Source organism: Thioalkalivibrio nitratireducens DSM 14787 (assembly GCF_000321415.2).
Taxonomy (GTDB): Bacteria; Pseudomonadota; Gammaproteobacteria; order Ectothiorhodospirales; family Ectothiorhodospiraceae; genus Thioalkalivibrio; species Thioalkalivibrio nitratireducens.
In genome coordinates, this window is record NC_019902.2 from 190371 (window position 1) to 215060 (window position 24690).

Annotated in this window: 23 protein-coding genes; 13 read left to right on the top strand and 10 right to left on the bottom strand. The window is 68.6% G+C overall.

What is annotated here, in order from left to right; genetic code table 11:
* Positions 1 to 199 precede the first annotated feature (199 nt).
* The 4 genes from ccoG (at position 200) to ccoS (ending at position 5569) form a co-directional block, all read left to right on the top strand.
* Positions 200 to 1600 (top strand): cytochrome c oxidase accessory protein CcoG, encoded by a 1401-nt coding sequence (gene ccoG / locus TVNIR_RS00935; RefSeq protein ID WP_015257064.1) that lies wholly within the window; start codon positions 200 to 202, stop codon positions 1598 to 1600.
* Between the two features lie 154 nt (positions 1601 to 1754).
* Positions 1755 to 2579, top strand: a complete 825-nt coding sequence (locus TVNIR_RS00940; RefSeq protein WP_015257065.1) for a FixH family protein — start codon at positions 1755 to 1757, stop codon at positions 2577 to 2579.
* A gap of 176 nt (positions 2580 to 2755) precedes the next feature.
* Positions 2756 to 5308, top strand: coding sequence for a heavy metal translocating P-type ATPase (locus tag TVNIR_RS00945; RefSeq protein ID WP_015257066.1), 2553 nt, complete (start codon positions 2756 to 2758; stop codon positions 5306 to 5308).
* Positions 5309 to 5347: 39 nt separating this feature from the next.
* Entirely contained in the window at positions 5348 to 5569 is a 222-nt protein-coding gene (gene ccoS, locus TVNIR_RS00950; protein ID WP_015257067.1) for a cbb3-type cytochrome oxidase assembly protein CcoS, read from the top strand.
* 194 nt (positions 5570 to 5763) lie between these two features.
* Here the strand turns inward: ccoS and TVNIR_RS00955 are convergent, their stop codons facing one another.
* The gene (locus TVNIR_RS00955; RefSeq protein WP_237251697.1) at positions 5764 to 6297 is read right to left on the bottom strand and encodes a hypothetical protein; all 534 of its coding nucleotides are present in this window, start codon (positions 6295 to 6297) and stop codon (positions 5764 to 5766) included.
* Positions 6246 to 6569 (bottom strand): hypothetical protein, encoded by a 324-nt coding sequence (locus tag TVNIR_RS00960; protein WP_015257070.1) that lies wholly within the window; start codon positions 6567 to 6569, stop codon positions 6246 to 6248. Before TVNIR_RS00960 ends, TVNIR_RS00955 begins: the two co-directional genes overlap by 52 nt.
* Positions 6570 to 6762: 193 nt before the next feature.
* Here TVNIR_RS00960 and TVNIR_RS00965 point away from each other — a divergent pair, with 193 nt between their 5' ends.
* On the top strand, positions 6763 to 7152 hold the full coding sequence (locus TVNIR_RS00965; protein ID WP_015257071.1) for a hypothetical protein: 390 nt from the start codon (positions 6763 to 6765) through the stop codon (positions 7150 to 7152).
* Positions 7153 to 7206: 54 nt separating this feature from the next.
* On the opposite strand, the gene rpoH is transcribed toward TVNIR_RS00965, so the two are convergent.
* The 4 genes from rpoH to ftsY form a co-directional block, all read right to left on the bottom strand.
* Positions 7207 to 8070: an RNA polymerase sigma factor RpoH gene (gene rpoH, locus TVNIR_RS00970; RefSeq protein WP_015257072.1), complete on the bottom strand. Its 864-nt coding sequence runs from the start codon at positions 8068 to 8070 to the stop codon at positions 7207 to 7209.
* 159 nt (positions 8071 to 8229) lie between these two features.
* Positions 8230 to 9156 (bottom strand): cell division protein FtsX, encoded by a 927-nt coding sequence (locus TVNIR_RS00975; RefSeq protein ID WP_015257073.1) that lies wholly within the window; start codon positions 9154 to 9156, stop codon positions 8230 to 8232.
* A complete protein-coding gene (ftsE, locus tag TVNIR_RS00980) occupies positions 9153 to 9836 on the bottom strand; it encodes a cell division ATP-binding protein FtsE (RefSeq protein WP_015257074.1) in 684 nt (227 codons plus the stop codon). Before ftsE ends, TVNIR_RS00975 begins: the two co-directional genes overlap by 4 nt.
* Positions 9837 to 9854: 18 nt before the next feature.
* On the bottom strand, positions 9855 to 10832 hold the full coding sequence (ftsY, locus tag TVNIR_RS00985) for a signal recognition particle-docking protein FtsY (protein ID WP_043739003.1): 978 nt from the start codon (positions 10830 to 10832) through the stop codon (positions 9855 to 9857).
* A 52-nt stretch (positions 10833 to 10884) separates the two neighbouring features.
* Between ftsY and TVNIR_RS00990 the strand changes: the two genes are divergently transcribed.
* The 8 genes from TVNIR_RS00990 to TVNIR_RS01025 all read left to right on the top strand — a co-directional run bounded on the left by TVNIR_RS00990 (position 10885) and on the right by TVNIR_RS01025 (position 19743).
* Positions 10885 to 12228 carry a M16 family metallopeptidase gene (locus TVNIR_RS00990; protein ID WP_015257076.1) on the top strand — a complete coding sequence of 448 codons (1344 nt, stop codon included), beginning with the start codon at positions 10885 to 10887 and terminating at the stop codon, positions 12226 to 12228.
* Positions 12225 to 13574: a M16 family metallopeptidase gene (locus TVNIR_RS00995; RefSeq protein WP_015257077.1), complete on the top strand. Its 1350-nt coding sequence runs from the start codon at positions 12225 to 12227 to the stop codon at positions 13572 to 13574. Before TVNIR_RS00990 ends, TVNIR_RS00995 begins: the two co-directional genes overlap by 4 nt.
* A gap of 143 nt (positions 13575 to 13717) precedes the next feature.
* On the top strand, positions 13718 to 14221 hold the full coding sequence (gene rsmD, locus TVNIR_RS01000; protein WP_015257078.1) for a 16S rRNA (guanine(966)-N(2))-methyltransferase RsmD: 504 nt from the start codon (positions 13718 to 13720) through the stop codon (positions 14219 to 14221).
* Positions 14222 to 14444: 223 nt separating this feature from the next.
* Complete coding sequence (locus TVNIR_RS01005) at positions 14445 to 14945, top strand: hypothetical protein (RefSeq protein WP_015257079.1); 501 nt, start codon at positions 14445 to 14447, stop codon at positions 14943 to 14945.
* A 58-nt stretch (positions 14946 to 15003) separates the two neighbouring features.
* On the top strand, positions 15004 to 16452 hold the full coding sequence (locus TVNIR_RS01010; RefSeq protein ID WP_015257080.1) for a sodium:solute symporter family protein: 1449 nt from the start codon (positions 15004 to 15006) through the stop codon (positions 16450 to 16452).
* 230 nt (positions 16453 to 16682) lie between these two features.
* Positions 16683 to 17525 (top strand): two-component system response regulator NarL, encoded by an 843-nt coding sequence (gene narL / locus TVNIR_RS01015; protein WP_015257082.1) that lies wholly within the window; start codon positions 16683 to 16685, stop codon positions 17523 to 17525.
* A gap of 561 nt (positions 17526 to 18086) precedes the next feature.
* On the top strand, positions 18087 to 19295 hold the full coding sequence (locus tag TVNIR_RS01020; protein ID WP_015257083.1) for an MFS transporter: 1209 nt from the start codon (positions 18087 to 18089) through the stop codon (positions 19293 to 19295).
* 64 nt (positions 19296 to 19359) lie between these two features.
* Positions 19360 to 19743 (top strand): nitrous oxide-stimulated promoter family protein, encoded by a 384-nt coding sequence (locus TVNIR_RS01025; protein ID WP_237251698.1) that lies wholly within the window; start codon positions 19360 to 19362, stop codon positions 19741 to 19743.
* Between the two features lie 15 nt (positions 19744 to 19758).
* Here the strand turns inward: TVNIR_RS01025 and TVNIR_RS01030 are convergent, their stop codons facing one another.
* From TVNIR_RS01030 to TVNIR_RS01045, 4 genes are all read right to left on the bottom strand, one after another.
* Positions 19759 to 20862: a large Ala/Glu-rich protein gene (locus TVNIR_RS01030; RefSeq protein WP_015257085.1), complete on the bottom strand. Its 1104-nt coding sequence runs from the start codon at positions 20860 to 20862 to the stop codon at positions 19759 to 19761.
* A gap of 122 nt (positions 20863 to 20984) precedes the next feature.
* Complete coding sequence (locus TVNIR_RS01035; protein ID WP_015257086.1) at positions 20985 to 21869, bottom strand: fructosamine kinase family protein; 885 nt, start codon at positions 21867 to 21869, stop codon at positions 20985 to 20987.
* Between the two features lie 117 nt (positions 21870 to 21986).
* Positions 21987 to 24041, bottom strand: a complete 2055-nt coding sequence (locus TVNIR_RS01040) for a transglycosylase SLT domain-containing protein (protein WP_015257087.1) — start codon at positions 24039 to 24041, stop codon at positions 21987 to 21989.
* 105 nt (positions 24042 to 24146) lie between these two features.
* Positions 24147 to 24689 (bottom strand): pseudouridine synthase, encoded by a 543-nt coding sequence (locus TVNIR_RS01045; RefSeq protein WP_015257088.1) that lies wholly within the window; start codon positions 24687 to 24689, stop codon positions 24147 to 24149.
* Between the last annotated feature and the right edge of the window lies 1 nt (position 24690).

Here is a 24690-nt window from a genome sequence, read left to right on the forward strand (position 1 = left end):
GCGTGCCCGCGCTGCCTTCGCGTTGCAGGCGTGTTCACTTCCGCAATTCCGCTGCGTGTACTGGCGGGGTTCCTCGCCGATGACGGTAAACTGTCCCCGGCGCGTGGGCGCGGGGCCGATCCGCCCGGTTCGGGGCGGTCCCGGACCGTCGGTCATAGCGGCCCCGCAGCGCCGTACCGTCCTTTCCACCGAGCGCCCGATGTCCCAGCCCCTGTACCAGGCCCGCATTCCGATCCATCCGCGTTCCGTCGAGGGCCGCTTCCGGAACCTGAAGTACGGGATTCTGTTCCTCGCCTACGCGGTATTCTTCCTGCTGCCGTGGCTGCGCTGGGAGCGGGAGACCGGGCCTTCGCAAGCGGTACTGTTCGACATTCCACACCGCCGGTTCTACCTGTTCGACCTGATCGTCTATCCGCAGGACATTTTCTGGCTCGCCGGGCTGCTGATGATCGCGGCACTGCTGCTGTTCTTCGTGACCGGGCTCGCCGGGCGGGTCTTCTGCGGCTATTTCTGCTTCCAGACGCTGTGGACCGACGTGTACATGTTTCTGGAGCGCCGGATCCAGGGCGAGCGCCCGGCGCGGATCCGGCTGTCCAACCAGCCGTGGAACGCCGAGAAGATCCTGAAACTCGGCGCGACTCACGCGTCCTGGCTGCTGGTCGCGTTCGCGACCGGTCTGGGCTTCGTGCTCTATTGGGCCGATGCACCCACCATGGTGCGCGAGTTCTTCACCGGCCAGGCGGCCCACGCGGCCTACGTGACGACCGGGCTGCTGACGCTGACCACGTATACCTTCGCCGGACTCGCGCGCGAGCAGGTCTGTACCTACATGTGCCCGTATGCGCGTTTTCAGTCGGTGATGTTCGACCGCGATACGCTGATCGTCTCCTACGATCGTGCACGCGGGGAAGGCATGGCCGGCCGCGCAAAGCCCGCGCGCGATCTCCGATCCCGTGACGAGCGCCAGCAGGCCGGTGTCGGCGACTGCATCGACTGCGGGTACTGCGTGCAGGTCTGCCCGACCGGGATCGACATCCGCAACGGGCTGCAGATCGAGTGCATTCACTGTGCGCTGTGCATCGATGCCTGCGACGCGATCATGGACAAGCAGGGCTGGCCGCGCGGACTGATCCGTTACACCTCCGAGAACGCGCTCGAGGGCGGGAAGACCCGGTTCCTGAAGCTGAAGACGGTCGGTTATGGGACGGCCATCCTGATCATCGGTACGCTTCTGGTCCTCAGTGTGCTGCACCGGCCCGAACTCGACGCCAACGTCAGCCAGGTGCGCCAGCCGCTGTTCGTGCAGATGGCCGATGGCAGCACCCAGAACAGCTACGAGATCGCGCTGAACAACAAGACACAGCGCCGGCTGGATCTGGAGATCCGGGTAGTCGGCCTAGAGGGCGCGGACCTGGATCTGGGGCGCGTCGAGGAGATCGTGCTCGAGCCCACCCAGCGCACGACCGTGCTCGCGCGGGTACGTTACCATCCGGAGCCGGGCGGCAGCCCGTCGCGGCTGCCGCTGGAGTTCGAGATCGTCGAGCGCGAGGGGTTGGTGGAGCCGGTGCGGGTCGGCTCGCAGTTGAGCCTGCGACCCTGAAGGCCGCATCCTCCCCGTTGGGAAGGGGGAGGGGCTTTTGCGCCGCTCTCCCGCTTGCGGGAGAGGAGTGAGGGGGCGGGGCCGGTGGGGTGGCTGGAACCCTTCTGGCAAGGCCGGTATGTTTTCGTGTTACGTTTAATAGCAGGTCGCTGTGATGGATAATCTGGTCGTCTCACTCGGACTCGGGGTTGCGCTGATCGCGGCCCTGTTCTTCCTGATCTACCGGTTCACCCGCTTGCGCGGCTACCAGACGGCCGGGCTGGTGCTGGCAATCACGATGATCGTGTTCGTCCCGCTGTCGGTGTTGAGCTGGAGCGGTGCGGACGTGTTCGCGATCCATCTCGCGCTCTACGTGATCGTGCCCTACGGCCTCGGGATCATCACCACCCAGATCGAAGGGGAACGTGGCACGAAGGCGAAGCGTGGCCGGTTGCACTGGGCGCCGATGACCATCCTCGCTTTCTTCGGCGTGGTGGCCACCGTCAATGCGGTGCTGCTTTCGTGGGCCAACAACGGCATGCCGACCCAGCTCGTCGGGGTGTTCCTGCCGGAGCCGCAGAGCCAGGCGTCCGAGGTCACCTCGGGTTTTCCCGGTACCGTTGCCAGGATCGGCGAGCGCAAGGAGGCGCTGGCGGTGGACTACGTGACTCACTTACGCCAGCAGCGCGAGCTCGGCTGGCAGGTGTACCAGGGTTGGCGGTCGCGGCCCACCGCGGGCGAACCGGCGCTGTTCCAGGTGCGGGTGCTCGATCGGGACGGCGAACCGATCTCGGATGCGGCGATCGAGGGTGAGTTCATGCGCGTCTCCGACTTCAGCCTGGACCAGTCGTTCGCGATGCGGCCGGTCGGGGGCGGGCTCTACGAGGCGCAGGTCGCGCTGCCGGCCGCGGGGCGCTGGGACCTGCTGTTCCGCGTGCAGCGCGGGGACGAGGTGCACGAGCAGCAGGCCAGCACGAGCGTTCGCGCAACCCGTGGCTGACGTGCCTCCCTCAGCGCCAATGGGGACGCTCGATCACCCGCGGTGCCGCCGTTCCGTGAGGTTGGCGGCGCCCGGACCGTGCCGCGCGTCATTCGAAGGATCGCGGCCCGCGGTTTCGTCCGGCCTGCGGATCCGAAACTCGTGACCGGACCGGCTGGCGTCCGAGCATTCGACCGATGACGACTGAAAATCAGCCGCAGGGCACCGATCTGACCGATGGCTGCTTCCACTGCGGTCTGCCGATTCCCCGCGCCGCGCATTACCCGGTGACTTTCGAGGGGCGGCCTCGCGAAACCTGCTGCGGCGGTTGCCAGGCGGTCGCGAACGCGATCATCGACAACGGCCTGGGGGGCTACTACCACCACCGCACCGCGCCGGCCGGAAGCCCGGGCGAGCCGCTGATCCCCGATGAACTGCGCGAACTGAAGCTGTTCGACGAGCCCGAGGTGCAGCGGCAGTTCGTGATCGACGAGACCGACCGGGCTTCCGGCAAGGTGTTGCGCGAGGCCTCGCTGATCCTCGAGGGTATCACCTGCGCGGCCTGTGTCTGGCTGAACGAGCGCCATGTCCGGGCCATCCCGGGGGTGGCCGAGTTCGCGGTCAACTACTCGACCCACCGGGCCCGGGTGCGCTGGGATCCCGAGCGTTTGGTGTTGTCCGATATCCTGCAGGCGATCCGCGCGATCGGCTACCGTGCCCATCCCTATGATCCCGGGACGCGCGACCAGGCCTTTCGGCGGGAGCGGCATCTGGCGCTGCGTCGGCTCGCGGTCGCCGGTCTCGGGATGATGCAGGTGATGATGCTGGCGGTCGCGCTCTGGCTGGGTGCCGGCGACGAGACCCATGCCGACCTGCTGCAGTTCATGCGCTGGATTGCGGCCGGGTTGACGACACCGGTGGTGTTCTACTCGGCGCTGCCGTTCTTCCAGAGCGCCTGGCGCGACCTTCGCCAGCGCCAGCTCGGGATGGACGTGCCGGTCAGCCTGGCGATTGCGAGCACCTATGCGGCGAGCGTCTACTCCGTCGCGCTGGGCACCGGCGAGCACGTCTATTTCGAGTCGGTGGCGATGTTCGTGTTCTTCCTGTTGACCAGCCGCTACCTGGAGCTGATGGCGCGGCAGCGCTCGAGCCAGGCGATCGACCGCCTCGACCGGCTGATTCCCGCGCTGGCCGTGCGGGTCGACGCCAGTGGTCGCGACGAGCAGGTTCCGGTAACGCAACTGGTGCCCGGGGACCGGGTGCGTGTGCGGCCCGGCGAACCGCTTCCGGCGGACGGCGTGGTCGATGAAGGTGAATCGACGGTGAATCAGGCGCTGCTGACCGGTGAGCCGGAGCCCTGCCTGCGCCGCACCGGGGATGCGGTCACCGGCGGCACGGTGAACGTGGACAGCCCGCTGGTGGTGCGGATCACCCGGGTTGGTGCCGAGACCACGCTGGCGGCGATCCAGCGCCTGCTCGACCGGGCCCAGACCGAGAAGCCGCGGCTCGCGCGGATGGCGGAGAAGGGTACTGGGCACTTCGTTGCGGCGGTGTTGATCCTGACCGCGCTGGTCGGGCTGACCTGGTATGTCTGGATCGCCCCCGACCGGGCCTTCTGGGTGGTGGTCGCAATGCTGGTCGCGACCTGCCCCTGTGCGCTGGCTTTGGCGACCCCGGTTGCGATCACGACGACCACCGGCGTCCTGTCGCGGATGGGGCTGCTGTTGACCCGCGGGCAGGCGGTCGAAGATCTGGCGCGTGCCCGGGTGTTCTGTTTCGACAAGACCGGCACGCTGACGATTGGCCGTCCGGAGTGGATCGGAACCCAGGTGCTGGCCCCGGGCTGGAACGAGCAATCCCTGCTGTCGGCCGCGGCTGCGCTGGAGCGCCACTCGGAGCACCCGTTGGCGAGAGCCCTGGTCCGCGCCGCCGGTGACCGGGAATTGCCACGTGTTCAGGATCTGCGCAACTCGCCGGGCCGCGGACTGGCGGGATGCCTCGACGCACAGGAGATCCGGATCGGGACGCCCGAGTTCGTGGGCCTGGAGCGGGTGCCGGACGATGTCCGACCGCCGCCCGCGCACGGTCATGCAACGGCGGTCTGGATCGCCCGTGGCGGTCAGGTGCTGGGCGTGTTCTGGTTCGCCGACCCTCCGCGCCAGCAGATGGAGCAGACGGTGACGGACCTGCGGGAGCTGGGCCTCGAGGTGGTGCTGCTGTCGGGGGATCGCCCCGAAGCGGCCGCCGCGTTCGCCGCTCGGGCGGGTATCGATGAGGCTCATGGCGGCATGACGCCCGAGGACAAGGTCGCCTACGTGCGCGCACGCCAGTCCCGCGGTGAGATAGTGGTGATGGCCGGGGAGGGGATCAACGATGCGCCGGTGCTGGCCGGTGCGGATGTCTCGCTCGCGATGGGCAGCGGAACCCGGATCGCGCAGACTCAGTCGGACCTGGTGCTGATGTCCGACCGGCTGGAGGCGATTCCGGCGGCGGTGCGTCAGGCACGCCGCACATTGCGCATTGTGCGCCAGAACATTGTCTGGGCGGTGGGTTACAATGCGTTGGCGCTGCCGGTGGCAGCCACGGGACTTCTGACGCCGTGGCTCGCCGCACTGGGTATGTCGCTGAGTTCGCTGCTGGTGGTCGGCAATGCGCTGCGGCTGCGCCAAGAGGACCGGAATCTGCCGGCAAGACTCAGCGGGCAGCCGGCGCTGCACGCCGCGGTGGTCCGCCCGGCCCGCGACGGCTGATCCTGGCCATCGCCCGCGGGGACACGCTAGACTGTCGGGATGGAAGTCCTGTATCTGCTGATTCCGCTGGCGATGATCTTCGTGGTCATCGTCGGTGTCGCGTTGTTCTGGGCGATTCGGTCGGGCCAGTACGAGGACATGGAAGGTCCGGCGTATCGCATCCTGATGGACGACGATGATCCCCTGATTCCAGGCAATGAGTCCCGCGCCGATCCGACGAAACCCGATCCCGACGGGAATGCCGGCGATCGCGATCGCTGATCCGTATGCCGCGGCGTGCACGCAGCGGCTCCTTGCTTCCGGCCGCCCATCCGCATACCCTTTCGGCCCAAGCTTCAGCCGAGATTCCCCGCGATGCGCGACTGGTTCACGTTTGATAACCTGCCCCTGACCCTCATCATCCTCCTGATCATCGTATCCTGGCTGAGCTTTTTCTCGGTGATCCTGTTCGGCGGCTAGTCTGCCCTATTGTCGGGTTCCTTTCCTGGCGTATCCAATGCGGGGGGGGCGCCCCGCCCCAGGATCTGGCCCAGGAGGCGCCTGGAGCGATCTGCGATGAACCCCTTCGAGAGCGTCCGCTCGCCCAGCAGCAGCCGGTGGCGCAGCGGCTCGTCCTGGTAGACCAGTTGTGCCGGTGACGGGTCGAAGGCTCGGCCGAGGCTGATCCGCAGGATCCGGCCGAGGTTGATGCCCCGGCCGTCGTCGAGCAGGACGAGGTGCGGCGCGAGGCCGCGCGCGGGGTCCGGACGCGGGAAATCGAGCACGTCCAGCAGGATGTGGCCGCGCCCGGTTTGGCGAACCGCCATGTGGGTGTCGGACGCCTCGAGTTCGACCAGGTAGACGGTCTGCCCCACCGCGGCGCGCAGGCGTTCGACTTGCCGCGCATAGGCCGTTGACGGCCAGAGCTCCCCCGGACGGTGGATCCCCGGATCGTGCATCAGCGGCGCACTGTTTTCCTGCCCGGGCGATCCGGCGGCCTGGGGGCGCATCGCCGGATCCGGGGTGCGCGGACCAGGAGTTGTGTCGACTCGGTGATCCCGTCGTCCTTCGTTTCCCGGCCATGGCTGAAACGCAGCGCAGGTTGCTCGATATGCGGGGGCACCCGCAGCGTACGCAACACCAGCTGCCATTCGAACATCCCGGAACGGCACGCAGAACGGGCAGACGCGCCCACGTCATCGACCGCGGGCAGCATCTCGGTGCCGGTCACGCGCGTGACCGGGATGCCGACGTTGTGCTGCTGGAAACGGGTTGTGTGCATGCCCCTAGGATACCAGCAGCAGATGTTGCCCCGGATCTGCCCGCCGCTCCACGGTACCGCCGGCGGGTCGCCGCCGATCCGCTTTCGGTATCGCGGGTGCCCCGCCGGGACCACCGGGGTTGTGATCCCCGGGCGGGTGACCGAACCTGCGCATCGGTGTCGCGATGGACGCAGTGCTGAGGATGCTGTCCGGATGAATCCGTTCGACCTTCGATGGCTCTGGCAGGCGGTTCGCGGGCGCAGCCTGACGCTTGCGATCGTATTCCTGCTGGCGCTGCTGGGGATATCCGCGCCCGACCTGCTGCGCCCGATTCTGGATCCCCTCGACCTGCCCGGGTGGTCCGCATGGATCGTGTCGGCCATCGCCCTCTGGGTGCTGGTCCGCCTCGAGCCGGTCGCTATTCCCTCCGACCGGGTCCGGCGGCGGCTGGCGCTGGCCGTGGTTCTCGGTGCGCTTACCATGTTTTGGCTGTCGCGCGGGGACGACGAACACGCCTCGATGTGGTCCGACCCGATACCGGTGGCGTCGCTTGGCGCGAGCTGCGTGCCCCTGCAGGGAATGCCGCTTCGGGCCGCGGCATGAATCCTGGCCAGTGCCGTGGCCTGCGGTTTCGTCGGCTGTCGGCCCGGGATCCCCCTATGCCGCCAGCGCCTCACGCAGGGAACGGAACGCTCGGCTTTCGATCTGGCGAATGCGCTCGGCGGACACGCCGTATTCGGCCGCGAGTTCGTGCAGCGTGGCCTTCGGTTCGCTCAGGTAGCGCCGCACCAGGATGTCACGTGTGCGTGCATCCAGCGCATCCAGCGACTCGCGGAGGCGGTACTGGAAATGGCGATTCCAGTCGGCATCTTCCGCGACCTGGGCCGGATCGTGCTCCGGGCTGCCTGCCAGGTGCTCGGCCGGTACCAGGTGTTCCCGGTCTTCGTCGTCCTCCGGGGCAGGGTCGAAGCTGGTATCCCGGCTCGACAGCCGGCTCTCCATCTCCAGCACGTCGCTTTCGGACACCCCAAGATCCCGGGCGACCGCGGTGACCTCGTCCGCATTCAGCCAGCCCAGGCGCCGCTTGGCCTGGCGGAGGTTGAAGAACAGCTTGCGCTGGGCCTTGGTCGTGGCTACTTTCACGATCCGCCAGTTGCGCAGGATGAATTCATGGATCTCGGCGCGAATCCAGTGGACCGCGAACGAGACCAGCCGCACGCCCTGCTCGGGATCGAAACGGCGCACCGCCTTCATCAAGCCCACGTTGCCTTCCTGAATCAGGTCGCCCAGCGGCAGGCCGTAGCCCAGGTAGCCGCGGGCCACGTGGACGACGAAACGCAGGTTGTGCAGGATCAGCTGGCGTGCCGCGTCCAGATCCTGCCGGTCGCGCAGGGCGCGTGCCAGGCGCTGCTCCTCCTCCGCGTCGAGGACCTCGATCTGGCTCACGGCCGCGATGTAGTGATCCAGGTTGCCTACCGGGACCGGCATGTCCACGGGCTTGCGCACCAGTGCTTGGCTCATGTAGGTCTCCCCCCAAAGAGTAATTCGGCTGATTCTAGCAGTCTGCCCATTAGAGTGCTAAGTGCGGGTGCGGTTCCCGGAAGGCGGCTGGGGGTCCGCGGGTCGACGAAGGCGTGGTCAGCGGCGGTCGCGCCGGGCAAGGGGGGTTCGCGCAGGCCCTCAGTCGCGCAGTGCCGCACCGCTGCCGAGTCTTGCGCCCAGCCAGCCCAGCAGTACGCCCGACGTGGCCAGCAGCAAGGCCAGTTGCAGCCGCGGTCCGACGAACACCAGCGGCAGTCCGAACACGGCGGCGGCTTCCTCGACCGGGAGCCGGGTCAGCCCCACGCCGATCCATAACAGCCCATAGCTGACGAGACCGCCTCCCAGGCCGATCATCAGACCGCCATACAGCGATGGTCGGCGCAGGAACCGGTCAGTGGCCCCGGTGATGCGGGAGATCGAGATCTCCTCGCGCCGCTCCCGCAGCTCGGCGGCGGATGCCACGGCGAGGATCAACGTGATCCCGAGAGCGAGCAGTCCGGCAATCACCATCAGGATGCGCAAACCGGCTCCATGCAGGGCGTCCAGCTGCCGCACCCATTCGTGATCGCTGATCAGTGTCGCGCGGGGCAGCAGGTCCGTGAGCCGGGATTCCAGCGCCTGCACCGCCTCCGGGGTGTGCTGCAGCGGCACCACCTCGACGATCGCCGGCAGCGGGTTTTCGTCCAGCCAGTCGAGCAGCGCCGGGTCAGGAAGGCTCGCGCGGTACGCGTCGAGGGCTTGGTCGGCCCCGGTGGCGTCGACCCGGGCGATCCCGTCGAGCGCGCCCACCCGCTCGACGGTGGCCGCCAGCTCTTCTGCGGTGATGTCGTCGAGATATAGCGCGATCCGGGGTTCATGGTCGATATCGGACGACAGGGCCCGCGCGTTCTCCAGCAGCAACCACAGGTAAGCGGGCAACGCCAGGATGAAGCCGAGCACCGCGATCATGATCAGCGTCTGGCCCGGCGCGGCCAGCCTGCGCCGGAACGATCGCACCGCCGCGTCCGCGTGGTTGTGCAGCCAGGCCTCGAGACAGCCCGCGCGTTCGCTGCCGTCCTTCTTCACGCCGGACTCTCGGACCGTGGGCCGTGGCGGGCCTCGAGGCGTCCGTGCTCGAGGTGCAGCATCGGCTTGCGCAGGGCCGAGATCAGTTCGAGGTTGTGGCTCGCGATCAGTGCGGTCACTCCGACCCGGTTGAAGTCCAGGAACAGCTGCATGATCTCGCGCGATAGCGCCGGATCCAGGTTGCCGGTGGGTTCGTCCGCCAGTAGCAGCGCCGGCCGGTGCACGATGGCCCGGGCAATGCCCACCCGCTGCTGCTCCCCTGCGGACAACGTCTGCGGCGCTGCGCTTTCCTTGTGCAGCAGCCCGACCTTGTCCAGAGCGGCGCGGACCCGCTTGCGGGCCTCGGCGCGGCGGTAGCCGAGGATCTCCAGCGGCAGCGCGACGTTCGCGTGTACCGGGCGGTCGAACAGCAGCCTATGGTCCTGGAATACCAGGCCGATGCCGCGCCGGAACTGCGGCTCACGGCTCCTGGGCAGGGTCGCCAGATCCTGGTCGTTGACCAGGATCCGGCCGCGGGTCGGCCGTTCCAGCCTCGCGATCAGCCGCAGCAGTGTGCTCTTGCCGGCTCCCGACGGGCCAGTGACGAAGGCGAGCGCACCCGCGTCCACGCGCAGGCTTACGTTGTGCAGCGCCTCCGCGCCCCCGTCGAAACGCTTGGTCACACGCTGCAGCCGAATCATGGACACGGTGCTCGGGACTCAGTCGTCGCCGCGGTTCAGCAGCGCCCGGACGAATGCACGTGCGTCGAAAAGCTGGAGATCCTCGGCCTTCTCGCCGACACCGATGAAGCGGACCGGGATCCCCATTTGTTCGGCCAGCGCGAACAGCACACCGCCTTTCGCGGTGCCGTCGAGCTTGGTGACCACGAGCCCGGTGACGCCCAGCGCCTCGTGGAACTGGCGCACCTGGTTGATCGCGTTCTGGCCGGTGCCGCCGTCGACGACCATCAGCACCTCGTTCGGCGCGTCCGGGTCGAGCCGGCCCATCACCCGGCGCACCTTGCGGATTTCGTCCATCAGGTTGTGCTGGGTGTGCAGGCGCCCGGCGGTGTCGGCGATCATCACCTCGATGCGGCGGGACTGGGCGGCCTGCAGCGCGTCGAAGACGACCGACGCGGAATCGGCCCCGGTGCCCTGCGCGATCACTGGCACCCGGTTGCGCTCGCCCCAGGTCTGCAGTTGTTCCACCGCAGCCGCGCGGAAGGTGTCGCCGGCGGCCAGCAGCACGGAAAAGCCGTCGGCCTGCAGGTGATGGGCCAGCTTGCCGATGGTCGTGGTCTTGCCGGCGCCGTTGATGCCGACGACCAGGATCGAGAACGGCTTCCCCGGGGGGGGCTCGATGCGCAGCGGTTTCTGGACCGGCTCCAGAATCTCGGTCATCGCCTGTTCCAGCGCCTGCAGCAGCGCATCGCCGTCCTTGAGTTCGCCGCGCTTCACTGCGCGCGTGATCCGGTCCATGATGCGCTGGGTCGCGTCGACGCCGACGTCCGCGAGCAGCAGCCGCTCCTCGAGTTCCTCGAACAGGCTGTCGTCGATCTTGCGGCGGAACAGTTCGCCGATATCGGTGTTCAGGACCCGGCCGGTCTTCGCGAGACCCTTGCGCAGGCGATCGAACAGGCCGGCGCGGCTCGGGGCGTCCGCCGGTGGGGCAGGGTCTTTTTTTCGGAAACCGAACATCGTGTCCGTGGTCAAGGGCTAAGGTTCGGCAATGCTATCACGAGGTTCACGCATGATGAGACGGCTATTCGAGGCACTGTCCGGTGCCCTGCTGGTATTTGCGCTCGTTCCAGGTGCTACGGCCGCGCAGGTGGTCGAACACCGGCTGGAAAACGGTCTGACCGTGCTGGTTCAGCAGGACTCGCGGGCCCCGGTGGTGACCCACCAGGTATGGTACCGGGTCGGGTCGATGGACGAGCACAGCGGCATCACCGGCATCTCCCACATGCTCGAGCACATGATGTTCAAGGGCAGCGAACAGTATCCGCCCGGCGAGTTCTCGCGCATCGTGTCACGGCTGGGGGGGCAGGAGAACGCGTTCACCGGGCGCGATTACACCGGCTATTTCCAGGTGCTCGGGAACGAACACTGGGACAAGGTGATGGCGATGGAGGCCGAGCGCATGCGTGCATTGCAGCTCGCCGAGGAGGAATTCCGGCCCGAGCGGCGCGTCGTGATCGAGGAACGCCGGCTCAGGACCGAGGACCGCCCGAACTCGCTGCTCCACGAGCAGTTCATGGCGACCGCGTTTTTCAATCATCCCTACGGTCACCCGATCATCGGCTGGATGACCGATATCGACGCGTATACGCTCGACGATCTGCAGGCGTGGTACGACTCGTGGTACGCGCCGAACAACGCGGTCGTGGTCGTCGTCGGCGATGTCGATCCCGACGCGGTGATCGCCGCGGCCGAGCGCCATTTCGGCGACATTCCGGCGCGCGAACTGCCGGCGCGCAAGCCCCGGATCGAGACCCCGCAGCGGGGCGAGCGCCGGGTCACGTTACAGGCGCCGGCGGAACTGCCCTACCTGCTGATGGGTTGGAAGACGCCGGTGCTGAAGACGCTCGACGACCCCGCCGACGCCTACGCGCTGATCGTCGCCGCCGGCGTGCTCGACTCCGGCGACGCGTCGCGCTTTGCGCGCGGGCTGGTGCGCGGCCGGGAAATCGCCAGCAGCACTTCGGCGCGCTACAGCCCGTTCAGCCGGCTGAATTCGCTGTTCACCGTCGCGGCCGTGCCGGCCGGGGGGACCGACATCGACGCCCTCGAGGCGGCGCTGCTGGCTGAAATCGAGCGGTTGAAGGAAGATCCGATCGAGGATTCCGAACTGCAGCGCGTGCAGGCGCGGGTGATTGCCTCGGAGATCTTCCAGAAGGACTCGATCCGGGCACAGGCATTCGAGTTGGGGATGCTGCAGACCGTCGGGCTGGGCTGGCAGGTCGCCGAGGAATACGTCGACCGTATCCGGGCGGTCACCGCCGAGGACGTGCAGCGCGTCGCGCGCGAGTATCTGGCCCCGGAGCGTCGCACCGTCGGCGTGCTGGACCCGCTGCCGATCGGGGGTGAGGCATGAGCCGCCGTACATGGATCGCCGCGCCCGCTACGGGGCGCCGCCTGCGATGGCCGGGTCTCGGCCTGTTCGCTGCCCTCGCGCTGTGGTTCGCCCCCGCGCTTCAGGGGGTCGAGATCGAGCGTTGGGACGCCGCCGGCGGGATGCGCGTGCTCTACGCGCCCGCCGCCGGCCTGCCGATGGTCGACGTCCGGCTGACCTTCGACGCCGGCGCTGCGCGGGACGGAGACCGCCACGGGCTTGCCCGCCTGACCAACGAGGCGCTGACCTACGGAACGGAGGCGATGGATGCCGACGCGCTGGCCGAGCGCTTCGAGTCGGTCGGTGCCCGCTTCAGCACCAGCGCGGCTCGGGACATGGGCATCGTGACCCTGCGCACGCTGACCGAGCCGGACTGGATGGCCGAGGCGATCGATACCCTGACCGAACTGCTGGCGGCACCCGCGTTCCCGGAGGACGATCTGGCGCGCGGGCGCAGGCAGCTGCTGCAGGCGCTGCAGCGCGAGCGCCAGGAGCCGGGATCGGTGGCCAGCCGCCGTTTCTACCAGCTGATGTACCCCGGCCACCCGTACGCCAACCCGACGCTCGGCGACGAGGCCACGTTGCCGACGCTGACCCGCGACGAAGTCGACGCCTTCTTCCGCGAGTACTACACCGCCGGCAACGCGGTGCTGGCGCTGACCGGGGCGATCAGCCGCGACGAGGCCGAGGCGCTGGCCGACCGCATCGCCGCGGCGCTGCCGCAGGGCGAGCGCGCGCCGGAACTGCCCCCGGTTCCGCAGCTCGAGGGTCCGGTGACCGAGCGTATCGCGTTCCCGTCGGAGCAGGCGCACATCTTCATCGGTGCCCCGGCACTGCGGCGCGACGACCCCGACTACTACGCGCTGACTGTCGCGAACCACGTGCTGGGTGGCGGCGGCTTCACCTCCCGGCTCTTCGACGAGGTCCGTACCCGCCGCGGGCTCGCGTATTCGGTCTACAGCGCCTATCGGCCAATGGCGGCCGAGGGCCCGTTCCTGATCGGAATGCAGACCGGCCGGGACCAGACCGACGAGGCCATTGAGGTGCTGCGCGAGGAGCTGCTGCGCTACCACCGCGATGGGATCACGCCAGACGAGCTCGAGGCCTCCCAGGCCAATATCACCGGCAGTTTCCCGCTGCGGCTGGCATCGAACAGCGACATCGTGCAGAACCTGGGCATGCTCGGGTTCTACGACCTGCCGCTGGACTACCTGAGCGGCCACAATGAGCGCATCGACGCGGTGACGGTGGAGGATGTGCATCAGGCGCTGCAGCGCCGCCTGCGCCCGGACGCGCTGGTCACGGTCGTGGTCGGCGGCGAGGACTGAAGTCCCGGTGCGCGATCCGCGTTGCGGAACCGGCCGGTGAGCCGCAGGGCTCGGGGGGCTGCGCCGGCCGGTCGCCCGGCCCGTCGTGCGGATCATCGGCGGCGCCTGGCGCCGGCGTTGGCTGCCGGTGGCCCCGGTTCCGCGTGCCGTCCGGGTTGCGGCCCAGCGCCGACGCGCAGCGCGAGACCCTGTTCAACTGGCTGCAGCCGGAGATTCCCGGCGCCGCGGTGCTGGACCTGTTCGCCGGCACCGGGGCGCTGGGGCTCGAGGCTGCGTCGCGCGGCGCCCGATTCGTGCTGCTGGTCGAGCGGAATCCGGTCGCGCTGCGCCAGTTGCGTGACAGCGTGGCGCTGCTCGCTGCCGATCAGGTGGGCGTGCATCCGGGCGATGCCCAACGGCTGCTGGAGCAGGGCTGCCAGGCGGCCGGCGGAACGCCGTTCGACCTCGTGTTCCTGGACCCGCCGTTCGGCGCGGGCCGGGTGGGCCCGGCATTGCGGGCGTTGCGGGAGGGCGGCTGGCTGGCACCGCGGGCGCTGGTGTATGTGGAACAGGAGGCGGCACTGCCTGCCCCGGAAGGCTGGGAGGTCCTGCGCGAACGCGTGAGCGGCCAGGCCCGGGGGCTGCTGTTGCGGGTGCCAGGGGGCTGATCCGCGCAACCCCGGAACGCGCCAGCCGGGATGGTCTTGGCGCGGCCAGGTTCCCGTTCCGACTGTCTTGACCCCTCCCGGGGGCTGGGTCTAGGGTAGTGCGAAACCGATCCGACGCACGCTCCCCTGCCAGGGCCGGCACGAGCGTCCGCCCACCGGGCATGGGACCACAGCCGAAGTTCTCACCCCGCCGTCTTTCCGGCGCGTGTCCAAGGAGACTCTCTTGAGCCAGTCGAGTCCGGAGCCCCGTTGTTTCCGACCGCGTGTCGCCGGCGTCTACGCCGTTCTGCTGCTGGCGCTGGCGGCCATGCCCACGGTGGGGGCAGCTGGCGGCGCGGCCCCGGAGATCGGCAGTTCGGCCGAACTGGCGCGGGCCGGCTATTACCAGCTGCGCTGGGTGCTGGACGAAGCCGAGGTCGCCCGCTACCGGGTGGAAGAGGACACCGATCCCGCTTTCTCGGAGCCGGTCGCGTTGTATGAGGGCGCCGACCGCGCGACCGTGGTCAGCGGCCGCAGCGACGGCATTTTCCATTACCGCGCGCGCGCGACGCTCGCCGACGGCAGCGAGTCCGCCTGGAGCGAAACGTTGACGGTGGAAGTCGCGCACCACCCCCGCGCGCAGGCCTTCGGGATCTTCACCGTCGGCGGCCTGGTGTTCCTCGCGACCGCGGGCCTGATCGTCGCCGGAACGCGCGCCGAACGGCGCAGGGAACGGCAGCGGTGATCCCGGTGCCAGGAGTCCCGTCGATGCGTGTGCCGGTCCACGGCTCCGGAGGGACGTGATGAGGGTCCAGGAAACCGCCATCCTCGATCCCGGCCAGGCCTGGTTGCTGATCGCGCTGTTCACCGCGCTCTACGTCGGCCTGGGCTGGTATTTCGGCCGGCGCGACAAGGAGCTCGACCAGTTCGTGCTCGCGGGGCGCAAGGTTGGGCTCGCGGTCGGCACCGCGACCGCGATGGCGACCTGGGTGACCAGCAACACCACGATGATGGCGCCGCAGCTCGCGTACCAGATGGGCATCTGGGGCATGATCGGCTATTCGCTCGGGTCGGTCGGCCTGCTGCTGTTCGCGCCGCTGGCCCGGCGCATCCGCACGCTGATGCCCCACGGCTACACCAGCGGCGACTTCGTGCGCCTGCGCTACGGGCACCTCGCCTGGCGCATCTTCCTGGCCATCTCGCTGTTCTACAGCCTCGGCTGGCTGGTCAGTCTGGGCATGGCCGGCGGCGTGCTGACGCACGCGCTTTCCGGCATTCCCTACTGGCAGGGAATGACGGTGATCCTCGCCGCCTGCGTGGCCTACACGCTGATCGGCGGGTTCCGGGCGGTCATCGGCACCGACTTCATCCAGTCGATTCTGATCCTGGTCGGGCTGGTCGTGCTGGCATGGCTGGTGATCGGCGGGATCGGTTTCGATGAGATCCACTTCAGTCTGGAACTCGAGCGCCCCGAGCTGCTGGCTTTGCTGATGCCGGCGGCGATCATGTTCCTGTTCAACAACCTGTTGTTCGGGATCGGCGAGATCTTCCACTCGAATGTCTGGTGGACCCGCGCCTACTCGTTCCGGGAAGGCGTCGGCATGTGGGCCTACCTGCTCGCGGGGCTGTTCTGGGCGCCGATTCCGATCGTCGCCGGGTTCATTGCGCTGGCGGGGCCGGCGCTCGGGGCGAACATCCCGGCCGCGGACATGGTCGGGCCGATCGTCGCCTCGGAACTGCTCGGCGTCGCGGGTGCGGTGATCGTGCTGGTGATGGTGTTCGCGGCGCTCGCGTCCAGCCTCGACTCGCTGCTCGCGGCAACCGCGATGCTCGTCGTCCGGGACATCTACCATCGGCATTTCCGCCCGATGGCGTCGGCGGCGCACCTGCGCAGCGCGACCAAGGTCACGATCCTGCTGCTCGGCGTGCTCGCCTGGCTGCTCTGCCTGCCGCGGATCACCACGCTCGCCGAACTGCTGCACTTCACCGGGGCCTTCGTGGCCAGCACCATCTGGCCGATCGCAGCCGGGCTGTACTGGCGGCGGACGAACCGTCTCGGGGCTTCCGCGGCGATGGTGCTCGGGAGCGCGGCCGGAATCACCGCCTACTTCCAGGTCGGCTTCTATGTCGGGGCATTGGTGGGGGCTGCGGTATCGATGGTGATCGTGCTGTTGACCACCTGGCTCCGACCCCAGGACTTCGACTGGGAGCGGCTCCGCGAGCCGCCCCCGGACAACGGACGGGGAAACTGACATGGCCTCTGAAGCGTTTCTCGCTTTGCTGGTGACCGCCGCCACCGTGATCACCACGCTGTCGATCCTAGTGCTCCTCGGTCTGCTCGTCCGCGACTGGATCAAGGGGACGCTCTGGTAAGCCCGGCCGCGCGGAGGTATGCCGGCACCACGCTTCCACTTGACTAAAATCAAGGACGACCGGCAAGCGCCAGGTCACCCTCGGACCAGCGGTGGACGATAGGTGGCATATGGTTTCTGGCAAGCGCAGCTCCGTTTTCGGTGCCTGGCACGAGGGATCGCGTTCCCCTGCGCAGGAGGGCGGCTGGCAATCCCTGTCCCGGCGGTCCGCCCCAGCGCGCGCGCTGATCGTCGACGATCACCCGCTGTTCCGCAGGGGCGCCCGGGATCTGATGGAGGCTAGCGGATCATTCCAGGTCGTCGGCGAGGCGGGTTCTGGCAGCGAGGGTCTCGACCTGGCGCTGGAGCTCGGGCCGGACCTGGTGGTGCTGGACTTGAGGCTGCCGGACCTGGACGGGCCGGCGGCACTGATCCGCATGCGCGAGGCCGGCGTGCAGGCGCGGGTCGCGATCGTCACCGTGTCCGACGACCCGGAGGATCTGACCACTGCGCTGCGGGCGGGTGCCGACGGCTACCTTCTGAAGAGCACCGCACCGGATTGCCTGTTGGCGCAACTGCGCCGGATCGCGGCCGGGCACACGGTGCTGGGCGACGGACTGGGCGAATCGCTGGCGCAGGCGATCCGTACGGACCGCCGCTGCGAGGCGCTGGACCGGGTAGGACTGACAGACCGCGAACGGGAGATTCTCGAGCAGATTGCGCTTGGTCTGAGCAACAAGGAGATCGCGCGCCAGCTCGGAATCGCCGATTCAACCGTGAAGGTGCACGTGAAACACCTGCTGAAGAAGCTGAGCCTGAACTCCCGTGTAGAGGCCGCGCTGTGGTGCATTCAGCAGGGCCGCCATCGCGATTCGGCCGCCGCACGTTCCGGGACCGGCGTCCCGCAGCGGGCGAAGCCCGTAGAACCGCCGCGGGTCCCGATGGCGGAACACCAGGATCGGCGCCAGGGGTAGTAGCGTGAAAATCCAGCCACGGAAGGACGCGGACAACACGGAAAGTGACAGGTATTCAACGTCCTGTTTTAATTCCGTATGCTTCCGTGGCCCGTTTTCATCCTTCGGGGTGCGTCGGGGCGGAGGGCCATGGGAGTTGGCGTGAAAGCACGCAATGTTCACGCCCCGGTGACCCGGAGCCCTCGTTTCTGATCGAAGGTGGCCACCCGCGCCATGACCCCGTTAGCAGCGAGACCAGGGCCAGGATCACGGTCATCCGCGTCACCGGGAAGCCGGCGGAGATTCGTAGGGCCGAAATGACGATGTGTAGCCGGTCCAACACGTCGGGAACCAGCGCGGCGCGCCGCAGGTGCGCGACCCAGTGGCCGTGTGCCGCCGGCAGCGGGGGTAGTCCGAGGCTCGCGGTCACAAGCCGCCATTGCCCGGCCCGTTGGAAGCGCGCGGCGAGCAATGTGAACGCGAGGACTGGTGGGATTCGCAGCCACGTCACCCGGTGCCCGCTTTGTAATGTCGCGCTCGAGCCGTCATTGTGCACATCATCACGTCTAGCGGACACGGAGAATGACCAGGACCTGGCCCATTGCGCTGGGCATCTACGTCTTGATGCTGCCGGTCACCGCGATGGTGCCCCTGCTGTATCCGTTGACCGAGGGTCGCTACCCCGGACTGTCGGACCTAGAGCGGCACCTGTTCATGTCCGCGCATATGGCGGGGGCGCTGCTGTTCGCGGTCGTCGCGGGTCTGCTGTCCGACCGGCTCGGCGTGCGCAAGCGGCTGATCGTGCCGGCGCTGTTCGTGAACGGCGGCGTGCTGCTGCTGATGGCGTGGCCCTGGCCCTACGGGATGCAGCTCCTGCTGCGGTTCATCGAGGGCTGTGCCCACATTACCGTGTTGAGCCTGGCGATGACGCTGGCGGCCGACCGGGCCCCGCGCGGCCGCGAGGGCGGTGCGATGGGGCTGGTCGGCGGGGCGCTGAGCCTGGGCGTGGCCAGCGGGGCGGTGCTCGGCGGGTATGTCGGTGCCGAGACGCCGGAAGCGGTCTTCTTCTTGGGCGGGGGGCTGATGCTCGCGGCCGGGCTGGCCGGCGTGTGGATCCTGCGCGATGCGCCGTTGCGGCAGGCCCCGCAGCGCCTGGGGCAGATGCTGCGGCTGGCACTGCAACGGCGCGCGCTCTTGGTGCCCTATGCGTTCACGTTCGTCGATCGCCTGACGGTCGGCTTCATCATCTCCACCGTATCGCTGTATTTCGCCACCGTTCTCGGGTTCGACCCGACGCGCATCGGGTTGTCGATGGCCGCGTTCCTGCTGCCGTTCGCGCTGCTGACCTATCCCGCAGGGTTGCTGTGCCAGCGTCGGGATCCGGTGGTGCTGATGGCAGTGGGCAGTCTGCTCTACGGCCTGTTCCTGGCCGGGTTGGGGTTCGCGTCCGCACAGGCCGTGGTGCTGGTGATGGCGCTGGGGGGCGTGGTGGCCGCGATGATGTTCGCGCCGTCGCTGGTGTTGGTCACCCGCCTGGCCGATCCCGCACAGCGGGCGACCGCGATGGGCGGGTTCCATCTCGCCGGCTCGCTCGGCTTCATGCTGGGGCCGCTGGTGGGAGTGGCGGCCGTCGCGCTGCTGCGTGCACTGGGACACGAGCCCTGGCCCGGAGTCTTCCTGCTGGTCGGCGCACTGGAGGCGTTGTGCGTGCTGGTCTGCATGCCCTGGCTGCTGCGTCTGCATCGCGCGGGGGTGGTGGCCCCGGCATCGGGCCGGACGCAGGCCGGCTGATGCCGGGAACCCGGTGCGCGATGCGATGGCCCGGGGGCGGGCGATGAACCGCCCGGAGCGCCCCGTGACCGGAGAGCTGCCGTCGACGCCGCGTCTGCGGCGTGAGTACCGTACCATCGAGAGCATGCTGCGGATCTGGTGTGCCGACCGTCATGGCGCGGTTGGCCGCACCAGTGGCCTGTGTGCCGAGTGCATGGAACTGCTCGCCTATGCGGGGCAGCGGCTGGTCAAGTGCCCGTATGGCGAGGAGAAGCCGACGTGTGCGAAATGCCCGGTGCACTGCTACAAGCGCGCGCAGCGGGAGCAGGTGCGGCAGGTTATGCGCTACGCGGGCCCGCGGATGCTGTGGCGCCACCCCTGGCAGGCACTGCTGCACATGCTGGACAAATTCCGGCGCGTCGAACACCCGCTGACCCGGCGCCGCCGCAAGCACCGCGCCGACGGTTGACCGGCCGCTGTCGGCTCAGGAAGCGGGCTTGCTCTCGTTGTCCCCGGCGGGTGCGGGTTCCGTCTCGGGCTCCGCTTCCGGATCGATGGTCTGGCCCGGGCGCAGTTCCTGTCCGTCGACGACGCGCCGGTCCTCGCCCGCCAGCTTCAGGATCGTCTCGCGGTCGCGGCGGTCCTGGATCGCGTCGAAGAAGGAATACTCGCCGTTGGTCACCGCGCGCGACGTCTCGTCCAGCTCGTTGGCGAGTTCCTGGACGCTCCGGATCACCCGGATCAGGCGTTCGCCGGACTTGGAGAGCGAGAAGGTGTTGTTGCGTTTGGCTTCCTTGATGCTCTCGTTGAGCTCGCGGATGGTCTCCTGCAAGGTGCGGTTCTCGTCGTGCATGCCGGCCGCGGCATCCTCGAGCTGCCGGATCCTGGCCTCCAGCCGCTGGATCTCGGCGTCTTTCGTGGCCCGCAGTTCGTCGAGCTTCTGCTGGGCCTCGGCCGCCTGCCGTTCGCGGAGCCCTTTCTGCTCGCTGCGCAGCGCCGCCGCGGCCTGGGCATATTCGCCCTTCAGCGTCTGCAGGTTCGCCTGCTGCTCGTCACGCAGGGCCTCTAGCGCGCGTCCATGTTCGTCGCGGAGAATTTGCATGTTCCGTTCCATCTCGGCCCGGGCCTGCCGGGTTTCGGCGGCATGTTGCTCGTTCAGTTCGTGGACCGTGGTTTCGTGCTGCTCGCGCAACTGCGCGAGCTGCCTCTCATAGTCGCTGCGCAGTTCCTTCACGTTGGCGATGTTCGCGTCGTTCAGCTGCTGCACGAGGCCATCGTGCTCCTCGGTGATACGCTGGATCTCGGTGCTGTGTTCGGACCTGAGCGTGTCGATCTCGCGGGCGTGTTCGGTCTTCAGCCGGTCCCGTTCCTCGCTGTGGCTTTCGCGCAGCCGGTGGAGGGTCTCCGCGTAGTCGGCCTCCAGATCGGCTACGGTCCGGGAATGGGCGTTGTTCGTCGCCTGCAGCGTTTCTTCGGCCCGGCGCGCCTCCAGGCCCCTGCCGAGTGCGAAGCCCAGCACCGCGCCGATCAACGCCAGCAGGATGGAAACGATGACCACCTCGGGGTGGAGCAAGACCGCGAAATCCATGATGTCGACCTCGGTTGAATGATGGCAGAGCGGCTGTCGGGCCCGGTGCCGGCAGCGGCCGGCCGGGATTCGAGGGTAACCCTAGCACCGGTCCCCGGAAATTGCTCGCCCCGAAGCTGCAGTCAGCGCAGCTGCGCCAGAAGGCCGAGTGCCATGCGTTCGGCCTGTGCCGCGTAACCGCCGCCGAACAGGTTGAAGTGGTTCAGGATGTGGTAGAGGTTGTAGAGTTCGCGGCGCACGGCATAGCCGGGATCCAGCGGCATCCGCTCGTTGTAGGCCGCGAAGAAGTCTGCCCCGGGGTGTCCGAAAAGTTCCATCATCGCGATGTCCGCCTCGCGGTCACCGTAATAGACGGCCGGGTCGAACAGCGCCGGCGAGCCGTCGGGAAGAAAGCCCCAGTTGCCGCTCCAGAGGTCGCCATGCAGCAGCGACGGCGGTGGATGGTACTCGGGAAAGAAGCCGCCGAGTTCCTGTTCGAGTCGGGCGACGGCGTCGAGCAGCGCCCGACGGGCCCCGTTCTGGCGGGCGAGCCGGCGCTGATGGGCCAGCCGCTCGTCGCGGTAGAATTCGACCCAGTCGCTGCAGGGGCCGTTCGGTTGCGGCGTGCTGCCGATGAAGTTGTCCATGCTCCAGCCGAATTCCGGGGCCGTGATCCGGTGCAGCGCGGCGATCCCCCGGCCGAGCCCTGCGCCATGGGCCGGGCCGCCGAGTTCCAGATGTTCGAGTACCAGGAAGCAGGCACTGCCCTGGGCGACGACGCCCAGGGCACGGGGGATCCGCAGCTCCGCGCAGCGTGCCAGTTCCTTCAGGCCGGCGGCTTCGGCTTCGAACATCGGTCGGAGGCGAAGCTGGTTCCTCTTTACGAAGAAGCGCCGTCCGTCGATGCCCGCGAGGACAAATCCCTGGCTGATCGAACCTCCGCCAGCCCCGCTGCGCCTGGCCGGCTCAAAGGGCTCGCCGGTATCGCTCGCGATCAGGTTGCCGACAACTTCGATCCAGGGTTCCATCGCAGATTTCCGGGCGCCCCGCTGCGGGAGCGCGGTGGGGGAAGAGAACGATCACGGCGACCCGCGGCAGCCCCGCCACGCGGGCGACTGTGCGTAGCCCTGCGCTCACCGCAAAGTCTAGGGGCAGCGTGCGCTGGTGTACCCGGGCGCGTCGCAGAAGTCCCGCGTGGCGGCCAGGGTCGGGCCGGTGATTCCGTGGTCGGCCAGATGACGCTCCCGCGCCAGCGCCAGCTGCTCCCGGGGCGTGACCGGGAACAGCAACGTTTGCAGTGAGGGAGGTGTCATGCCGAGCCGGACCGCGTAGATGATCCGGTACGCGAAGACCCGCTGAATGTAATCCCGTGTCTCGTGGAACGGGATCAGTTCGGCCCAGATATCCGGGTCCATGCGCTCCTGTTCGGGCAGCCAGGACCGCACGCGGTGCGCTCCGGCGTTGTAGGCGGCGGTCGACAGCAGGCTGTGCCCGCCGAAGCTGTCGAGATTGCGTCTCAGGTAGTAGGTGCCGAGGCGTGCATTGTTCGACGGGTTCAGGATGTCGTGGTCGTTGCGGATCCGGACCCCCGCGGCGTCCGCGACGGAGCGGCCGGTGGCGGGCATGACCTGCATGATGCCGAGGGCCCCCGCGCCGGAGCGCACGTCGTGGAGAAAGGCGCTTTCCTGCCGGGCGATTGCCATCGCCCAGGCGGGGTCGATCTCCTGCTCGCGCGCGCCCGCGAGGATCAGGTCGGCGAAGGCCAGCGGAAAGCGCAGGTCGATGTCGCCCCAGCTGCGTGCGCGGGCGGCGGTGAAGATCGCCCGGTCATGCCAGCCCCAGTCGGCGAACAGGCGCGCGGCGGCCTCCTGGTCGCCGGATGGCAGTGCGTCGATCCGGTGCGACCACTCGCGCCGGGCTTCCGGATACCGGTCCAGCAGCACCAGTTCCCGCATGCGCTGGATCGCCGGATCCTGCGCCACGCGCTGCACGGCGGAAGTCGCGACCGCCGTCGGTTCGTGTCCAATCCGGTAGGGTACGCCGAGCCGGTCGGCGGCTAGGAAGCCGTGGAAGTTGCGCTCCTGCGCCGCGGCACGGTAACTCCGTATGGCCTCGTCGTCCCGGCCTAGCTGTTCCAGCGCGCGCGCGCGCCAGTACTGCCAGCGGGCCTCCGACGCGGCTTCCGCGCTCATGGCATCGACGGCCGCGAGCACGGTGTTCCAGTCGCGGTCCCGCAGCGCCGAGCGCAGCTGCCACTGGCGTAGCTGGTCGTCGAACACCGCGTCCGGCAGGCCGGCCATGAACGGCAGCGTCTCCGGGCGGCCGCGCAGTGCCAGGCGCAGCGCCAGCGCATGAAGAATGCGGTACTGGCTTTCCGTGTCGAGCCCGAGTCGGTCACCGTGACTCTGCCATGCAGCGAGCGCGCCATCGAGATCCCGCGGAACCAGGCGCAGGAGGGCCCGCTCCAGCATCCGCCCGGCCGCGAGGTGGTCTCCGGCCCGGAAGCCCGCGCGGGTCACCCGCTCCGGGTTGGCCTCGAGCTCCAGCCAGCGATCCGCCCAGGCCCGGTCATCGGCCCGCAGGTAGCGGCGCAGGTAGCGGGCGAGGCCGGTCTGTCCTGCCTCGACTGCGAGCTCCAGCCGCTGCCATGCGAGCTCCGGGGTCAGTCGTCCGTCGGCCCGCCAGGCATCGAGCACCGGATCACAGGCCTTCGGTTGCGAATGCCCGTGCAGCCAGATCGCGTCGACCTCCACCAACGCCTCCTGACGCTGCCCGGCATTTAGCAGGGCCTGTTTCCGAAAGCAGGTCAGTTCGGTGGAGAGCCCGTCCGTGTCCCCGGCGAAGCGCAGGAAATCGTGCCATTGCCCCTCCTGCGCCAGGTGATTGAGGTAACCGTTGCGCAGCATCCGTGCCAGCGGGGTATCGCCGTGCCGCTCGAGGAAATCGGCGACCGCGCCGGGGTCCGCGCTGCCGAGGTTGCGCGCGAGGCGCCGGTACTCGAGGTAGGGCAGCAGGGGGTAGCCACCCAGGGCCGTTCGGGTCGCCTGGAAGGCGCGATCGTCGCCCTGGGTCAGCGCGCGTTCCGCGAGCAGGAACAGACTCCGCTCGACGGTGAAGTCGCGCTCGTTGGGTTCCCCGACCGCGGAACCCACGGTAAGCACAAGGGCTAGGGCAGCAATTGCAGGCGCGCCGATCCGCATCGAGAACACTCCCTGTAGGGGGGAATCCTGTAGATCCCCATGTTCCGCAAGTTTATGTCCTAATGCAATGGCTGGGCGCGATTTTCGCTGCGATCTCCCGGACGTTCAGACGGTCCCGATTTGGAGGTGGCAGCCCGGTTCGATGCCGTCGATCGTCCAGGATGCGACCCGATAGCGGACCAGCCGCAGTGTCGGGTGACCGACCGCGGCCGTCATCCGTCGCACCTGCCGGTTCCGGCCTTCGGCCAGCGTGATCGCGAGCCAGCGGGTGGGGATCCGCCGGCGTTCTCTGACCGGCGGATTCCGCGGCGGGAGCGGTGGTGCCGCGATCGGTTCGACCCGGGCCGGCCGGGTAGGGCCATCCCGAAGCAACACGCCCTCGCGCAGCCGCTCGAGTGCCGCTGCCCCGGGCTCGCCTTCGACCTGGACCCAGTAGGTCTTGGTGGCCCCGTACCGGGGGTCGCTGAGGCGGGCCTGCAGGCGCCCGTCGTCGGTCAGTACCACCAGCCCCTCGCTGTCGCGGTCGAGCCGGCCGGCGGCATGCACCCCGGGTACGGGCACGTAGTCCGCCAGCGTGGGTCGGCCGTCGCGGTCGGTAAACTGGGTCAGGATCCCCCAGGGTTTGTTGAACAGCAGGATGCGTGCCACC

What these genes read in the sequence shown, in the direction of transcription:
- TVNIR_RS01040 (WP_015257087.1), bottom strand. Translation starts at nt 24,041, where the DNA reads ATGCGGATCGGCGCGCCTGCAATTGCTGCCCTAGCCCTTGTGCTTACC.
- TVNIR_RS00945 (WP_015257066.1), top strand. Translation starts at nt 2,756, where the DNA reads ATGACGACTGAAAATCAGCCGCAGGGCACCGATCTGACCGATGGCTGC.
- ccoS (WP_015257067.1), top strand. Translation starts at nt 5,348, where the DNA reads ATGGAAGTCCTGTATCTGCTGATTCCGCTGGCGATGATCTTCGTGGTC.
- TVNIR_RS00965 (WP_015257071.1), top strand. Translation starts at nt 6,763, where the DNA reads ATGAATCCGTTCGACCTTCGATGGCTCTGGCAGGCGGTTCGCGGGCGC.
- TVNIR_RS00995 (WP_015257077.1), top strand. Translation starts at nt 12,225, where the DNA reads ATGAGCCGCCGTACATGGATCGCCGCGCCCGCTACGGGGCGCCGCCTG.
- TVNIR_RS00940 (WP_015257065.1), top strand. Translation starts at nt 1,755, where the DNA reads ATGGATAATCTGGTCGTCTCACTCGGACTCGGGGTTGCGCTGATCGCG.
- TVNIR_RS01010 (WP_015257080.1), top strand. Translation starts at nt 15,004, where the DNA reads ATGAGGGTCCAGGAAACCGCCATCCTCGATCCCGGCCAGGCCTGGTTG.
- TVNIR_RS01020 (WP_015257083.1), top strand. Translation starts at nt 18,087, where the DNA reads ATGACCAGGACCTGGCCCATTGCGCTGGGCATCTACGTCTTGATGCTG.
- rpoH (WP_015257072.1), bottom strand. Translation starts at nt 8,070, where the DNA reads ATGAGCCAAGCACTGGTGCGCAAGCCCGTGGACATGCCGGTCCCGGTA.
- narL (WP_015257082.1), top strand. Translation starts at nt 16,683, where the DNA reads ATGGTTTCTGGCAAGCGCAGCTCCGTTTTCGGTGCCTGGCACGAGGGA.
- TVNIR_RS01030 (WP_015257085.1), bottom strand. Translation starts at nt 20,862, where the DNA reads ATGGATTTCGCGGTCTTGCTCCACCCCGAGGTGGTCATCGTTTCCATC.
- TVNIR_RS00955 (WP_237251697.1), bottom strand. Translation starts at nt 6,297, where the DNA reads ATGCGCCCCCAGGCCGCCGGATCGCCCGGGCAGGAAAACAGTGCGCCG.
- TVNIR_RS00960 (WP_015257070.1), bottom strand. Translation starts at nt 6,569, where the DNA reads ATGCACACAACCCGTTTCCAGCAGCACAACGTCGGCATCCCGGTCACG.
- ftsE (WP_015257074.1), bottom strand. Translation starts at nt 9,836, where the DNA reads ATGATTCGGCTGCAGCGTGTGACCAAGCGTTTCGACGGGGGCGCGGAG.
- TVNIR_RS00990 (WP_015257076.1), top strand. Translation starts at nt 10,885, where the DNA reads ATGATGAGACGGCTATTCGAGGCACTGTCCGGTGCCCTGCTGGTATTT.
- TVNIR_RS01035 (WP_015257086.1), bottom strand. Translation starts at nt 21,869, where the DNA reads ATGGAACCCTGGATCGAAGTTGTCGGCAACCTGATCGCGAGCGATACC.
- ftsY (WP_043739003.1), bottom strand. Translation starts at nt 10,832, where the DNA reads ATGTTCGGTTTCCGAAAAAAAGACCCTGCCCCACCGGCGGACGCCCCG.
- ccoG (WP_015257064.1), top strand. Translation starts at nt 200, where the DNA reads ATGTCCCAGCCCCTGTACCAGGCCCGCATTCCGATCCATCCGCGTTCC.